At 72.6% G+C, this 14,844-nt stretch carries 15 protein-coding genes; 2 read left to right on the forward strand and 13 right to left on the reverse strand.

What is annotated here, in order from left to right:
- Positions 1-85: 85 nt before the first annotated feature.
- The 4 genes from ACFXGI_RS27090 to ACFXGI_RS27105 form a co-directional block, all read right to left on the reverse strand.
- Positions 86-1,411, reverse strand: coding sequence for a sensor histidine kinase (locus tag ACFXGI_RS27090; RefSeq protein WP_384711761.1), 1,326 nt, complete (start codon positions 1,409-1,411; stop codon positions 86-88).
- 16 nt (positions 1,412-1,427) lie between these two features.
- Positions 1,428-2,150: a hypothetical protein gene (locus ACFXGI_RS27095; protein WP_384711764.1), complete on the reverse strand. Its 723-nt coding sequence runs from the start codon at positions 2,148-2,150 to the stop codon at positions 1,428-1,430.
- A 92-nt stretch (positions 2,151-2,242) separates the two neighbouring features.
- Positions 2,243-4,240, reverse strand: coding sequence for an FUSC family protein (locus ACFXGI_RS27100; RefSeq protein ID WP_384711767.1), 1,998 nt, complete (start codon positions 4,238-4,240; stop codon positions 2,243-2,245).
- 120 nt (positions 4,241-4,360) lie between these two features.
- A complete protein-coding gene (locus ACFXGI_RS27105; protein ID WP_384711770.1) occupies positions 4,361-5,188 on the reverse strand; it encodes a hypothetical protein in 828 nt (275 codons plus the stop codon).
- 139 nt (positions 5,189-5,327) lie between these two features.
- Between ACFXGI_RS27105 and ACFXGI_RS27110 the strand changes: the two genes are divergently transcribed.
- Positions 5,328-5,744 (forward strand): hypothetical protein, encoded by a 417-nt coding sequence (locus ACFXGI_RS27110; protein WP_384711773.1) that lies wholly within the window; start codon positions 5,328-5,330, stop codon positions 5,742-5,744.
- A 63-nt stretch (positions 5,745-5,807) separates the two neighbouring features.
- On the opposite strand, the gene ACFXGI_RS27115 is transcribed toward ACFXGI_RS27110, so the two are convergent.
- The 5 genes from ACFXGI_RS27115 to ACFXGI_RS27135 form a co-directional block, all read right to left on the reverse strand.
- Positions 5,808-5,996, reverse strand: coding sequence for a hypothetical protein (locus tag ACFXGI_RS27115; protein ID WP_384711776.1), 189 nt, complete (start codon positions 5,994-5,996; stop codon positions 5,808-5,810).
- A gap of 61 nt (positions 5,997-6,057) precedes the next feature.
- A complete protein-coding gene (locus ACFXGI_RS27120) occupies positions 6,058-6,432 on the reverse strand; it encodes a hypothetical protein (protein WP_384711778.1) in 375 nt (124 codons plus the stop codon).
- A gap of 150 nt (positions 6,433-6,582) precedes the next feature.
- Complete coding sequence (locus ACFXGI_RS27125) at positions 6,583-7,164, reverse strand: hypothetical protein (protein ID WP_384711781.1); 582 nt, start codon at positions 7,162-7,164, stop codon at positions 6,583-6,585.
- 279 nt (positions 7,165-7,443) lie between these two features.
- Positions 7,444-8,199 (reverse strand): CbtA family protein, encoded by a 756-nt coding sequence (locus ACFXGI_RS27130; RefSeq protein ID WP_229337735.1) that lies wholly within the window; start codon positions 8,197-8,199, stop codon positions 7,444-7,446.
- A gap of 30 nt (positions 8,200-8,229) precedes the next feature.
- Complete coding sequence (locus ACFXGI_RS27135) at positions 8,230-8,442, reverse strand: CbtB-domain containing protein (protein WP_030857499.1); 213 nt, start codon at positions 8,440-8,442, stop codon at positions 8,230-8,232.
- Positions 8,443-8,631: 189 nt separating this feature from the next.
- Between ACFXGI_RS27135 and ACFXGI_RS27140 the strand changes: the two genes are divergently transcribed.
- Positions 8,632-9,084: a histidine phosphatase family protein gene (locus ACFXGI_RS27140; RefSeq protein WP_384711784.1), complete on the forward strand. Its 453-nt coding sequence runs from the start codon at positions 8,632-8,634 to the stop codon at positions 9,082-9,084.
- A 28-nt stretch (positions 9,085-9,112) separates the two neighbouring features.
- Here the strand turns inward: ACFXGI_RS27140 and pucL are convergent, their stop codons facing one another.
- The 4 genes from pucL to ACFXGI_RS27160 form a co-directional block, all read right to left on the reverse strand.
- A complete protein-coding gene (gene pucL, locus ACFXGI_RS27145) occupies positions 9,113-10,030 on the reverse strand; it encodes a factor-independent urate hydroxylase (RefSeq protein ID WP_030857495.1) in 918 nt (305 codons plus the stop codon).
- A 230-nt stretch (positions 10,031-10,260) separates the two neighbouring features.
- Positions 10,261-11,613 (reverse strand): aspartate aminotransferase family protein, encoded by a 1,353-nt coding sequence (locus ACFXGI_RS27150; protein ID WP_384711787.1) that lies wholly within the window; start codon positions 11,611-11,613, stop codon positions 10,261-10,263.
- A gap of 711 nt (positions 11,614-12,324) precedes the next feature.
- Positions 12,325-13,557, reverse strand: coding sequence for an NAD(P)/FAD-dependent oxidoreductase (locus ACFXGI_RS27155; protein WP_384711790.1), 1,233 nt, complete (start codon positions 13,555-13,557; stop codon positions 12,325-12,327).
- 85 nt (positions 13,558-13,642) lie between these two features.
- Complete coding sequence (locus ACFXGI_RS27160; protein WP_384711793.1) at positions 13,643-14,635, reverse strand: sigma-70 family RNA polymerase sigma factor; 993 nt, start codon at positions 14,633-14,635, stop codon at positions 13,643-13,645.
- Between the last annotated feature and the right edge of the window lie 209 nt (positions 14,636-14,844).

The raw sequence follows: 14,844 nt of genomic DNA on the forward strand, positions 1-14,844 counted from the left end.
CGCGGTCGCCTCCCCGGCCGACTCCCCCCTGGGCGGTGGGTGTTTCACGTGAAACACCCACCGCCCATGGGCGTTTCTCCCCCAGCTACCGCTGGGAGGTGCCCCCGGTGAATCGTTCGTCGGTCAGACGTCCCACAGGGAGCCTGAGCGTGGTCATCGCCCCGCCGTCGGGTGCGTTGGCGAAGCCCAGGGCGATGTCCAGGACCGACGCCTGGCCGACCACGATGGCCAGGCCCAGCCCGTGTCCCCGGCCGCGGCCCGGGTCTCCGGTGCGGAACCGCTGCGGGCCCTGCTCGATCAGCTCCGGCGGGTAGCCGGGCCCGTGGTCGCGTACGACCACCACCGGGCCCTCCACGGTCACCTCGACCGGCGGTTCCCCGTGCTTGTCGGCGTTGACCAGGAGGTTGGCCAGGATCCGGTCCAGCCGCCTCCGGTCGGTGAACACCACCGCGTCCCGGATGATCCGTACGGAGGCCTCCAGGCGGGCACCCGCGACGGCCCGCCGTACCGCCTCGCCGAGTTCCATCCGGGTCAGGTCGGCGTGCTCGACGCCCGATTCCAGCCGGGAGATCTCCAGCAGGTCCTCGGTGAGCAGGTGCAGGGCCTTGAGCCGGTCGTTGATCATCTCCTTGGGGCGCCCCTCCGGCAGCAGTGCGGCCGCGGCCAGCGAGCCGGTGAGCGGGGTGCGCAGCTCGTGCGCGACGTCCGCGGTGAAGCGCTTCTCCGCCTCGATCCGCTCCTGGAGCGAGCGGGCCATCGAGTCGAGTGCCTGCGCGACGTCGCGGACCTCGTCGTGGTGGCGTGGCCGTCGCCGGCTGCCGGCTCCGGTCGTGCCCTCCGTCCCGTCCCCGCCGTCCTGTTCGGTGGGGAACCCCACGCGCGCGTCCAGGTCTCCGGCGCTGATCCGGCGGGCCACGGCGGCCGTGGTGGTCAGCCGGCGGCTGATCCGGTTGGCGAGGAAGAGGCCGGCCAGCGCCACGACGCCCGCGGCGAGCGCGGCGGAGGCGAGGATCGCGGTGTCGATGTCCCGCAGCCGGTGGCGGGTGCTCTCGTACGGGAGCCAGACGGCGAGGACCTTGTCGTCGGCAGGTCCGGCGGCCCACATGACGGGCTTGCCGGCGCGCTCGCCGACCATGCTGCCGGTGCGTCCGCGGGCCACGAGTCTGCGCAGCGGCTCGGGGAGCCCGGACGGGTCCAGGGCGACGTTCACATCGCCGTGGGAGGTGCCGTACTGGTATTGGGCGAGGGCGAGGGCGTGGTCCAGGTCCCGGTCCACGTCCTTGCGGACTTCCCCGACGATCTGCCGGGCGACCACGTTGTGCACGAGGATCCCGAGGACCGCGGCGACGGCGCAGCACACGGCCGTGGTGGTCAGGGCGATCTTCCAGCGCAGACTGCTCGTCACCCGCATGGCGCCCCGGCCCCGCTCAGCCCCGGCTCGCGGAGGAGCACGGGGTGGGGCTGTCCTTCGTGCCCGGGCACTCGTCGAGGGTGAGCTGCGACAGGTTCATGATCCCGGCCTTGGGGTCCCACACGTAGTCGGAGACGGAGACCTTCTCCGGGTTCGCGGTCGGTTCGCGGACCGCCAGGTGTTCGGCGGCCACCTCCACGCCCTCAAGCACCCCGCGCCGGGACAGGATCCGGGCGATCGACCCGTCGTTCCGAACGGTGTAGACGCGCAGTTCGCTGACCCGGCCGTCGATGTCGAGGGCGGTGATCAGCTCGTCGCGGCCGTTGCCCGTCACGTCGTGCAGCACCGCGGGCCGCACCGGGCAGTCCGGACCTCCGTCCACGGCCTGTGTGCACAGCGCGAGCCGCCGCACCGCCCGGGGGTCGACGAGGCGCCCGGTTCCCTGGTCCTGGGCGGTGTCGGCGGTGATGTCGGCCCGTACGACCTCCAGCGCGTTCACGCCCCGCATGCTGAGGCCCGCGACCTTGGGCAGTCCCGGGACCACGGCGGCCGTACCGGGATTCTGGCCCGGGCCGGGCGGGTCCGGGTGGATGTCCGCCCAGAGGGTCTGCGGGGCGTGGACCGTGCCCAGGTTGCCGTCGTCGCGCAGCCCGTCCACGTCGGCGCATCCGGCCGCCGCCGCGAGGACGGCGGCGAGGACCGGGGCCGCCGCGCGGCCGCGCCGGGGGAGGGGCTTCATGCACCGATGCTCTCCCGGCGGGGCCGTACGGGCCCGGTCCCGGAGCCATACGGGCGACGCGCGCGCCCGGGCCACGGGAGGGCGGTCCCGCGTCAGTGCTCGTCGGCGGCGATCGCGCGGGCCGCGGCGAGCTCGTGGCGCACCGGGGCCAGGACGGAGCCCTCGTCCCCGGGCGGCAGCGCCGAGGGGTGCAGCTGGGTGGGGGTCCTGGCCTTGCGCACCCCCTCGGCGAGGGCGCGCAGGTCGGCGATGACGGTCGCCACTTCCTCGGCTCTGGGGGCTTCGGCGCCGTGGTTGACCCGGACCCGGGCGGCGGTGGTCGCGTCCACGATGCGTTCGACGGCGACGACCAGCGGCCACCAGGCGGCGGCACGCGCCCCCGTCGGCGGCGGCTCGGTCAGCGCCCGCTGGAACTCGTTGCGTACGCCCGACATCTCGCGGTAGATCCGCCGCCGGGCCTGGAGCCGCGCGGTCCGCGCCGCCCGCTGCCCGGCTTCCGTGTCGGGATGGGCCCCGAAGGCCCGCTCCACGTACCTGGCGGCGTCGTCCACGGTGTCGGCGAGCCGGTCGCCGATCCGGGTGTGCCAGCTCTCGGGCCACAGCAGGTAGCCGGCGACCAGGGTGATGGCGCAGCCGATCAGGCTGTCCAGCAGCCGCGGCCGGATCAGGTCGAAGCCCTGGTGGTTGAGGAGGTCCGAGAGCAGCAGGATCACCGGGGTGATCGCGGCGGTCTGGAAGGCGTACCCCTTGGTGGAGAACGCGGGGATCAGGGCGCCGAGCACCACCATCACCGGCACGTCCCACCAGCCGCGCGGTACTTCGGCGAGCACGGCGGCGGCGATGACCAGCCCCGCCGCCGTGCCCAGGGCGCGGAGCACCGCCCGGGAGAACACCGATCCGAAGTCGGGCTTGAGGACGAAGGTGACGGTCAGCGCGACCCAGTAGGACCGCTCGACCTGCACCACGGAGACCAGTGTCTGGGCGAGCCCGATGCACAGGGCGAGGCGCAGCCCGTACCGCCAGGAGGCGCTGGACATCATCATGTCGCGCACCGCCCGCCGGGCGCGGACCGTCAGCGCGGCGGGGCGGCCGAGCCGGTCGTCGACGTTGTGCAGGTCCGGCTCCGGCACGTGCACGATGGCCGCGGCGTGGCGCAGGGCCGCGTCGAGGGCCCGTTCGGCGGGAGTGTGCGGAGCGGGCAGCTCCAGTACGGGCTTCCCGGTGCGGCCTTCTTCCACGGCCTGCGCCAGGTCCCGTACGGCCGCCGGGATCTCGGGCGGCAGCGCCTTGCCCCGCAGGTGCATGGCGGGGGCCGCCTCCACCAGCGGGATCACCACGTTCAGCTGGGCCAGCATCCGTACGAGCGCGGGACTGCGGCCGTGCACCCGGGCGCGGCGGCCCAGGATCAGGTCGTAGGCCTGGTTGAGGGCGTGGGTGACCTGTCGGCGCCGCTCGTCGTAGTCCGGTCCGCCCGCGGCTTCCAGTGCGTCGGCGAGCGCCCGGTAGGTGGCCGCCACGGCGGCGCGCTCCGGCTGCCGCCCGCGCAGCGGCCAGCCCAGCAGGGACAGCAGGAGGACGAAGAGCCCGCCCGCGCTGAGCAGCAGCGGGGCCGTCCACCAGGGCTGGGGGAGGGGCAGGCCGGCGCCGACCACGGCGTTGAGGAGGAGCAGCAGACCGGACACGGACGCGACCGTGCCGATCGAGGAGATCATCCCGGAGACGAGGGCGATCAGGGTGAGGGCGCCGACGGCGAGCCAGCCGTGGCCGAAGACCAGGGTGCCCAGGGCCACTCCGACCGCGCCGAAGAGCTGCGGCACGGCGATGTTCAGGACCCGCATCCGGTAGGCGTCGGCGGTGTCGCCGATGACCCCGGACAGGGCGCCCATCGAGACGAGGGCCCCGTACTCGGGCTCGTTCAGGGCGAAGCCGACGGCGAGCGGGGCGGCCATCGCGACGCCGGCGCGCGCGGCGGCGGCCCAGGGGATGGGGGCGGTGCTCGGCCGCAGCCCCTTGAGCAGCCAGGCGGGTGGAGTCAGCGGACGGTGCCGGGGGCGCCCGGAGGGTATCTGTTCGGTGCGTTCGGTGCTCATTCCGCTTCCGTGCGGCCGCTCGTGAATCGGTTCTTCTGCGCTGTTCCGGGGTCTTGCGTTCTTCTTGGGTTCTTCTCGGCCTCTTCTGGGGCTTTCTGCACGTGCCGGTACCTTCCGAGCTTATGGGGTGCGGCGCAGTCGGCCCGTCAGCCAGGCGGCGAGCGCGGCGGCCAGCCCGATCGCCAGCACCACCCAGGCGGTGGTGCGCAGGAATACGGTGAGCGCGTCGTACACCGCCGCGGCGGCCGCCCGGTCGATGTCGGCCGGCAGGTCGTCGAGGGTGAGCCGGCGGCAGACGGCCACCGCGATCCACAGCAGTACGGCACCGACGGCGACCCCCAGCCCGGTGGCGATCACGGCGCGGCGCCGGTGGACGGCGACGGCGATCGCCGTCGCGGCGAGCACCACGGTCAGCACGGGGAGCCAGATGCCGGCGATCTGCAGCATGCGGAAGCCCTTCCGGAGCGCGCCGAGGTTGTCGTACTCCATGACCTTCACCGATACGTGGGTCACCGGGATGCGGTCGGCGAACGGCACGCCGTCGGCGACGAGATCCCCTTTGACCTGCTCGATCACGGGGGCGAGGTCGATGGTGACGGCGTCGCCGTCGCCGGTGGTCAGCGCCTTGAGGAACGCGGCGTGCGCGGCTCGGTTGGCCGCGTCCCAGGCGGTGCGGTAGGCCGGTGTGCCGGCGAAGGAGTGCAGGGCCTCGCCGAGCAGGGCGTCGACCCCGCCCTGGAAGGGCCCGGCGTCGATCTGCCCGGCGAGGGCGCGGCTCGCCTGCGTGACGACGACGCCCTGCACGGCCGGGTTCTCGGCCAGCGGGGACATCGCGGCGGTGTACCGGTCGGCGTCGCCCAACTCGTGGTCCGCCCAGTACGCGACGGCGCCGGCGGGCACCAGGAGGGCCACCAGCACGATGAGTACCGCCGAGAGGAAGGTGCGCACGTCACCAGGGAAAGCCGCGGCGGCGGGCGGCGCGAGCGGTGCTGCTGCGGGCGGGTGGCCGCGCGGTCCGATCCGCTGATCCACTTGCCGGTCCGGGGTGGCGGGTGTGCCCTGGATGATGGGAGAGAGGAGCCCTGTCATGGCACATGCGGCACCCACCGCCCCCAGGCGGCACCTGCGGGCGACCGGCACGAGGACCGGCACGGAGAACGTGAGCAAGGGCCCGCTGGTGCGGGCGCTGCTCCTCGGACTGGTCTACGGCGTCTGGGCGGCCTTCATGAAGCGCCAGATGGGACCGGTCGACGCGGGCAACGTCTTCTACGGGATCCTGTGCGGCGTCGTCTTCGCCGGCATCATGTACACCCTCGCCCGCGTCGGCCCGCGGTTGATGCGGGAGGTGCACGCCGCGGCGTACGGCGCGTTCGGCGGTATCGCGGTGGGCTATCTGTACAGCCTGGCCGACCACTCCATCCTCCGCTCGTGCTGGGTCGGCTTCATCGTCGGCATCGGCATCGGGCTGGCGGCGTTCTACCGCTACTACCAACGCGAGCCCTGATCCGGAAGCCTCGGCAGGCGCCGGTCCCCGACGGGAGACCGGCGCCTGCACGTGTCCGCGGGCTCAGCCCTCGGACGGGGTCTCGGAGCCGTTCACCGCCCCCGTCGCGGCCACCGCGGAGGTGGGGGCGGGGACGGCTGAGGCGTCCTCGCCGTCGGTCCCGCGGCGTGGAGGCTTCGGCGCCGGCGGGGTGCAGCGGGTGGCCTCGGCGCGGAGCATGGCGTTCAGGGCGGCGTACGGGTCGATGGGCATGCCGGAACCTCACGGTGTTCGAGGGGGTGTGTGTCGGGGTGTGCGCTGCTGCTCGACCCACTCAGCAGCGCAGGACCACACTCCGCTCCGTCCACGCGGACAGGATCGGCCCGTCCGTCCCGTACCCGTCGGCCCGTACGGCCCGGCCGGGGTGTTTCACGTGAAACACCGGCCGCGGCAGCTGCCGTACTCCCGGCAGCCCGCGCACGACGAGCCGTACGGTGACCCGCACTTCGGGTTCCGCGGCCGGATCGGACTCCCCCTCGGCGGGGGTGCCCGGCTCGCTCGGCGCTCCGGAGGCGGTGCGTTCGACCGCTGCGGCCGCCGCTGCGGCCGTCGTGACGGCGGGACCGGACGCGAACAGGCACAGCAGCACGACACAGGCCGCCGAAAGGGCCCTGGCCAGTGCCGTGCGTGCGTAGCGAGTCCCGCTCATGCGAGGGGTCTGCCCCGACACGCCGGGCAACACCCCGACCGGACCTCAGAAGCCCCCGACCGGGGGACGAAGACACCCCCCTCGGCTGACAGCGGGCCCCGCCGGTTGCCGGATCGGCCAGGGCGGCGCTGCCCGGTCGGCCCAGCCCGGTCAGCTGGTGCGGCGCTGCCCGGTCAGCCGGGCCACGACGGTGGTCTCACCGCTGACCAGCCGCAGTTGTGCGCGCCCGGGCCGCTGGCCGCGACCGCTGACCCCGGCGGGCGAGACCCGGTCCACGGTGAACACGGCGGTACGACGGTCAGCGCGCGCGATCTCGATGGTCAGCCCCCGCCGCAGCTCGGCGAGGCGCAGATCGGCGGCGGTGACCACGGCGGTGCCGGCCGAGCCCGGGGCCGGGCTGTCGCGGTCCCACGCGGCCTCCTCGGCGTCCCCGCCCAGCGGCAGGTCGACACCCAGGCTCGGGATGTGCAGCCGCAGTGGCCGCGAGATCCGCAGCGGTGTGATGGCGAGGGCCCGAGAGGGCCGGGACCCCTTGCCCGGTGCGTGCTGCCCGGCATGCTCCAGCTGCTCGACGAGCCGACGGTGGCCGGACAGACCCAGCGCGCGCGAGGGCAGTGCGTCGGCGGCGGTGGCCGCCGTGGGCCTGGCGCCCTCGGTGCTCCGCAGCATGCCTACGCCGGCTCCCAGCAGAGCCACTGTCAGCACGCCGGCCACCCACTTGGCGTGGGGCATGGAATTCCCTCCCGGTGCGATGCCCCGGCTCCGGCGGCCGGGTCTTCTGAGAGCAGTGGACCCCCTCGCTGCCCGTCAGTACCGCTTACAACGCCGAAGAGTGACGTCGCGTCACAGGCGTGTCGCCACCCCACCACGGACGTCTTCCCAGCTGGCGACGGGTGAGCCACCGCCATTCCGTGGATTGCGCAAGATACGACCGAATGAGTGGACCGCGGAAACGACCGCGGCCCCGGCCGCCGGTGGGCGGTCAGGGCCGTGGGGATGCCGGGCGCGGCGTCAGCTCGCGGGCTGCGCCGTCTCCAGGGGGGCGGTGGCCGGGGTGAGGGAGCGTTCGGCCAGGACACCGAAGGCCAGGCCGAAGGTCGTCCACATCACGGCCTGGATGGCCAGGGTGGCGAGGCGGAACTGCCAGATGAGGGCGGCCGGGAAGTCCGCCGGGACCTCGTTGATGCCGGGCAGGGAGGCGTAGGCGATGGCGACCGCCGCGACGAAGGCCACCGAGGCGACGATCGACGCGTTCCAGTTCCCGAGCTTGGGCGCCAGGCGCCGGCCCAGGATGAGCGCCGCCGAGGACAGCAGCACGCTCAACGCGATCATCAGGACGTAGAGGGTGGTCCTCCGGACGACGGTGTCGGGGTCTCCGACGGCCGGCGGGTTGGAGGGGTACTTGAGGAACGGCACGAGGTTGAGGGCGACGAACAGGCCGCCCGAGACCAGCAGGGCCGTGACCCGCGGGCCGAAGCGGCCGATGCGGCCCAGGGCGTAGCAGAAGACGAGCGCGGCGATGCCGCCGAGCGCGATCCCGTACAGCAGCGTGCCGGTGCCGAGACCGGCCGTGGCCTGCAGGGCCCGGCTGACCGGGGCCGCCTCCTCGCCGTGGTCGTGGGCGGCGTGCCCCGCCTCTTCGATGGCGATGGCCGCGTCGACCTTGGATTCACCGAGGACGTAGGCGACGAGGAAGGCGGCCAGGCCCGCGAGCAGACCGGCCAGCATGCCCCGGATCAGCAGGACGCGGGGGGAAATGGGGTTCATGGTTCGGTTCTTCCCTTGCTGAGGTGGAGATCAGTGGCAGGGGAAGCCGAGGAGGTGGCGACCGTCGTGCATCCACTCGTGGACGGTGTCGCCTTCGAAGAGCGCGGTGGCGCCCTGCTCGGCACCGACGAGGTAGAGCAGGACCAGCATCAGGACGCCGACGAACACGGCCCAGGGGGCGAGCGCGGAGAGCGAGATCGGGGCGACGGCAGGGGCCGTCGTGGGCACGGCGGAGTGAGCCATGGCAGTACCTCCAGAGGGAACACGCGTCCCGGTCAGTGGTGCTCGCGACGACATGGCGGGTCTGACTTTCCTCCCCCTCCGGGAGGATTCACAGTGGCGCGACCGTGCCGGATTTTCACCGGTACTTCCGTCATACCGTCGTCTTTTTTAGGTTGTCGTCCGAGACCGTACCGCGTTTACGCTCCCCTTATGAAGAGTGCCGTGGTACGAGTTCAGTTCGTCACACGTCCGTTCGACACCGTTTCGCGGCAGATTCGTTTCGGCCACGGAGCATCCTGCCCCGGCCACGCGGGCCTGAGCGGCCCGGACACGGGCGAATGGGCGGGCCGGACTCTGGACGAGGTCTCCGCCGCGGATCCGGCCGCCGTACAGCGATGGCTGACCGATCCCGACTACGCACCGCCCGGCGGGGAGTCCGTCACCGCGCTGATCGCCCGCGTAGGGGCCGCGCTCGCCGGCCTGGCCCCCGGAACGCATCGCGCCGTGGTCGACCAGGCCGTCGTACGGGCGGGCGTGGTGCACGCGCTGGAGCTCCCGGCCGCCGCCTTCTGGCGCCTCGACGTACGGCCGGACACGGTGACCACCCTCAGCGGGCGGCTCGGCCGGTGGAACCTCCAGCTCGGCCGGCCGCTCGACACCTAGGCCCGATCCGCCGCACAGGCTCTGGCCGCTACGCGACGATCCAGTCGCTCGTCGCGATCACCGGCTGCACGCCGTCGCGATGGATGGTGCCCTCGATCAGGCCGTACATCCGGTCCGCCGCGAAGTAGACCTCGTTGTCGTTCTTGAGGCCGAAGGGCTCCAGGTCGACCAGGAAGTGGTGCTTGTTGGGGAGGTTGAGACGCACCTCGTTGACCCGCGGGCAGTTGTCGAGCACCCGCTCGGCCATCTGGTTCAGGGTCTGCTGGAGCGAGTACGAGTAGGTCTCCGCGAAGGCCTCGAGCATGTTCTTGCGGACCTTCTTGTACGACTGGTCCCAGTCGAACGCGGCGTCGTCGGCGGCCAGCGCCGAGTGCGCCCAGCGCGCGGTGACCTTGGTCGCCAGGATCCGGTCGTACGCCTCCTTCAGCGTCGTGTACTTGTCCTTGATGTAGCCGTGGAACTCGGAGTTCGTCGAGTTCATCACCGTCAGGTCCTTCAGACCCGAGATGACCTGGAGGCCGGTCGTCTCGCTGTACGTGATCTGCGCCGTGCGCACCTCCTGGCCCTTGCGGACGAAGGAGTGCTGCTCCTTGCGCGTCGGGACCGGGATCCGCTCCCAGGCGTACTCCTCGATCCGGATCTGCGCCTCGCGGATCGGCGACTGGGAGGAGACGAAGTGCTTGGCGAGCAGGATGCCGAAGGCCTCGGGCGAGGCGATGCCGTGCTCCTTGCCGAAGGCGTACACCGTGTTCTTGGTGGTGTCGGTCGGCAGGCAGTTGGCGTTGTCGCCGGTCAGGTGGACATCGCGGAACTCACCGCGGAGCGCGACCGACACATTGAGGTCGCGGATCTCGTGCCACGACCCGTCGGATCCCTTGCGGGTGACCTTGACGATGCGGTTCTCGGCCTTGCCGTACTGGTTCTGCGCGAGGACGTGCTTGCTCATGGCTGTATTCCTTCGGGTACACGGAGTCCGACCGACTGGATCCCGTACGCCCGGCGTCCAGCGGTCGGCCCGCTCCCCGCCGTTCGGTCACGGAGGACCGCCCCGGGACTGACGTGCATCCCGGTCCGTAGGTGCTCTCCCGGATTCCAGCACGTTCACGTGGTGTTCGGAACGGCGCGGAACGTCCAAGACAGGCACCCACGGATTGGGCGACCGTGCATCCGTACAGGTCAGGCCATGTGCGCGTCCGCGACGGACAGGGCCTCGTCGAGGATCGCCAGCCCCTTGGCCACGTCCTCTGGAGCGATGTTGCAGGGCGGGGCGACGTGGATGCGGTTGCCGGCGATCAGCGGCCACAGCCCGCCCTTCTTGCAGGCGGCCCCGAACTCGGCCATCGGAGCGTTGTCCGCTCCCGAGGCGTTGTACGGGACGAGCGGCTCGCGCGTCTGCGGGTCCCGTACGAGCTCCAGCGCCCAGAACGTGCCCAGCCCGCGGACCTCCCCGACCGACGGGTGCTTCTCGGCGAGGGCGCGCAGACCCGGACCCAGCAGCTCCGCGCCGGTGCGGGCGGACTGCTCGACGATGCCCTCCTCCGCCATGACGTTGATCGTCGCCACGGCGGCCCCGCAGGCCAGGATGTGCCCGGAGTACGTCAGCCCGCCCGGGTAGGGCCGGCGGGCGAAGGTCTCGGCGATGGCGGCCGAGATGGCGACCCCGCCCAGCGGGACGTATCCGCTGGTCACGCCCTTGGCGAAGCAGATCAGGTCGGGGGTGACGCCCCAGTGCTCGGAGGCGAACCACTTTCCGGTACGGCCGAAGCCGACCATGATCTCGTCGAGGATGAAGACGATGCCGAAGCGGTCGCAGAGCTCGCGGACCCCGGCGAGGTATCCGTCCGGGTGGACGAGCACGCCGGGTGCGCCGCCGACGGTCTCCAGGATGATCGCGGCGATGGACTGCGGACCCTCGAAGACGATCGTGTCCTCGAGGTGGCGCAGCGCGCGCTCGCACTCCTCGGCCTCGGTGGCCGAGTAGAACGGCGAGCGGTAGGTGAACGGCCCCCAGAAGTGCACGACGCCGGCGGTCGCGCTGTCGTTGCCGAAGCGGCGGGCGTCACCGGTCAGATTGATCGCGGTGGAGGTGGCCCCGTGGTACGAGCGGTACGCGGACAGCACCTTGGGCCGACCGGTGTGCAGCCGCGCCATCCGTACGGCGTTCTCGACGGCCTCGGCGCCCGCGTTGGTGAAGAAGATCTTGTCGAGGTCGCCGGGCGTGCGCTCGGCGATCAGCCGGGCCGCCTCCGAGCGGACGTCGACGGCGAAGCCGGGCGCGACGGTGCAGAGCTTGGCCGCCTGCTCCTGGATGGCAGCGGTCACCTTGGGGTGCTGGTAGCCGATGTTCGTGTAGACGAGGGCGCTGGAGAAGTCGAGGAAGCGGTTGCCCTGGTAGTCCCAGAAGTACGAGCCCTCGGCCCCGGCCACGGCGAGCGGGTCGATGAGCTCCTGCGCCGACCAGGAATGGAAAACGTGCTTCCGGTCGGCGTCTTTCACGGCGGCGAGCGCGTCGGCGGCTTCTGCGTTCATGTCCCGAGCGTAGTTGTCCATGATGTGGACCCCCGGGAGGGTAGGACGATGTTTCACGTGAAACACCGCCCCGGCGAGGCGGCATCCGGTTGGCGTCCTGGTGTGCATCGACGATCAGGATGCGAGGAAGTGACAGGTGAGCGAGCAGGACAGCCTGGCCCGGCGCTTCGAGGAGCACCGCCCCCACCTGCGGGCCGTGGCCTACCGCCTGCTGGGCTCGCCAGCCGGGCCCGACGCCGGGTCGAGGGCGCCGCACCCACCCCCGACCGCGACCTGGTGCGCACCCGCGAGGTCGTGGATGCCTTCCTCACCGCCGCCCGAGGCGGAGACCTCGACGCGCTCGTCGACCTCCTCGACCCGGATGTCGTGGCCCGCTCCGACGGCGGCGCGCTGCGCCCGAGCGCGGTCCGGCGCGGTGCGACCGACGTGGCCTCGACGCGATCACGTTCGCCCGCTTCGCCGCGGCCGCCGTCCCGGTCCTGGTCAACGGCATCCCCGGCGCACTCGCGACGGCGGACGGCAAGCCCCTGTCCCTGATGGCGTTCACCGTCCGGAACGGCAAGATCGTCGCCCTGGACATCCTCACCGACCCCCACCGCCTGGCCCGGATCAACCTCGGCCGCACCCCGGCCGACTGACCTCGCAACCCGGATCGGAACCGGCAACGGCACCGGGGAGGGCCGGCTTGCCGGAGAGGACTCCGGGTCGGGTTCACAGGGTGACGCGGAGCGGCGCTCCACCGGCTTCGGCGGTCGCCGCGAGACGGCGGCGGCGGCTCGGCACCATCATGGTCGGGTGGGCGATGCTCCAGGCCGTGGCCGAGCAGATGAGTTCCTTGATGCGGGCGCCGGTCCGGCCCGTGATGACGGTGGACGTGGGCTGGTCGTCGGGGGTCACGCGCTGGACGATTCCGTCGCGGCGTCCGAGGCTGATGCACTGGCTGGCGTAGCCGATCCTGGTCTCGGAAGCCTTGCGACCGGTCAGGCGCGCGGCGAGGGCGTCGGCGGCCTGCCACGCCATCGGGGTTGCCGTGGCGCACGACATCCGCAGCGGCCGGCCGCCCACTCCTTCGGCGAACGCGGCGTCGCCGACGGCGTACACATCGGGGTGGGAGGCCGACCGCATGGTGCCGTCGACGACGATCCGGCCGGTGTCGGACACCTCCAGGGCGGTGGCTGCCGCTATCGGGTGCACGGTGAAGCCCGCCGTCCACACGGTCACCTGGGCCGGAATCGCCCCGGCCGTGGCGGTGACCACGCCGTCCGCTCCGACGCGCGTGATGTCGGCGTGCTCGTGGACCGTGATGCCGAGCCGGTCGAAGGCACCGCCCAGGTGCCGCCGGGCCTTGTCGCTCAGCCAGTCGCCGACACCGCCGCGTGCGGCGATGGCGACCTTCAGTCCCGGGTGCGCCTCGGCGATCTCGGTGGCCGCCTCGATGCCGGTCAGGCCGCCGCCCACGACCAGTACGGTCCCACCCGCTTCCAACTCGCCGAGCCGTGCCCGCAGGCGCAGCGCGCCCTGCTTGCCGGAGACGTTGTGGGCGTACTCGGCGACACCGGGGACGCCGTGGTCGGCGGCGGTGCTCCCGAGGGCGTACACGAGGGTGTCGTAGCCGACGGTGGTCTCGCCGCGGTGTGCGCCGTGCTCGCCGCCGTGCTCGCCGGCGTGTTCGTCGGCGAGAGCGACGGTCTTGCGGTCCACGTCGACCGAGGTGACCCGCGCCGTCCGGAACAGCACGCCGGTGCCCGCGTAGATGCCGGCCAGCGGGCGCCGCGGCAGGTCCTGGCCGCTCGCGAGCTGGTGCAGACGGATCCGTTCGACGAACTCGGCGTCGCCGTTGACCAGGGTGATCTCGACGTCGTCGTGGTGCAGCCGCCTGGCGAGACGACCGGCGGTGATGGCTCCGGCGTACCCGGCCCCGAGGACGACAATGCGGTGCTTCATGGCTGGCTCGCTCCCTATCCGGTTGGACTCACCTCCTGAACCGGACAGCCCCGCGATCCCTGACAGGAATCGGATGTGACGCGGGTCACCACATCTCGGCGAGGGGGTGGTGGGGGCCGGAGGCCGCCCACCGGCGCGTGATGCGCTCCAGCTTGTCGGGGTTGACCTGGATCCGGACCGCGTGGACCGCCCCGACCGCCCCGACCGCCCCGACCGCCTCGACGCCGTCGGGGGCCGCGCCGGCGGTCGCGTCGAGGCAGATCACGCCGATGATCCGCTCCCCGACCGAGACCAGCACGGCAGGACCGCCGTTGACGACGCCGGCATGGAGGGCGGGATTTCCACCGGCGCGGGCTCGCTTGGCATCGCCCGGCCGGAACAGACCACGCAGGTAGCGTGCGATGTGGAGCGCGCCGACGACCGGGGTCCTGCGCGCCGGAACCCGGGCACCGCCGTCGGCCACGCTGACCGCGTCACCGGTGAGCAGCCGGATCAGCGGCTCGGTGTCGCCGCTGAGGGCCGCGGCGAGGAACTCCTCGACGACCTTCCGCGCGGCGGTCGCGTCGATCTCGGTCCGGGTCCGGTCGGTGGCGAGGTGCTGCCCGGCACGCCGGTGGATCTGCTGGCAGTTCGCCTCGGTGAGGTCGAGGATCTCCCCGATCTCGCGGTGCGCGTACCCGAACGCCTCGCGCAGCACGTACACCGCGCGCTCATTGGGCGACAGGCGCTCCATGAGGGTGAGCATCGCGAGGGACACGGACTCGCGCTGCTCGGCGGTGTCGGCCGGACCGAGCATCCGGTCTCCGGCCAGCACCGGCTCCGGGAGCCACTGCCCCACGTAGGTCTCCCGCCTGACGCGGGCCGAGGTGAGCTGGTTGAGGCAGAGGTTGGTGAGGACCTTCGTCAGCCACGCCTCGGGCGTCCCGATCCGCTCCCGGTCCGCGGCGTGCCACCGCAGGTACGTCTCCTGCACCGCGTCCTCGGCGTCACCGGCCGACCCCAGCAGCCGATAGGCGATCGCCTCCAGACGGCCCCTGGAGCACTCGAACAGATCGGCCTCGTACGTACGGAGCGACATCACGCCATGATCGGCCACGCCCGCGATCCCCGTCCACCCACGCCGTGGACGGGGACCCGCGGAGCCGGCCGGGAGGGCCGCCGCGGATCTCGAGTTGAGGCGGCGCGCCATCGGCGTAGCGTGGAGAGAGCCGGGGTCGGGGACAGGGCGCGAGGCGGGGTGCGTCGCGGGATGCGACATCTCGCAGGAGTCGCGACGCCCGTTTCCGC

Origin of the sequence: Streptomyces sp. NPDC059355 (assembly GCF_042752335.1) — a bacterium.
GTDB lineage: Bacteria > Actinomycetota > Actinomycetes > Streptomycetales > Streptomycetaceae > Streptomyces.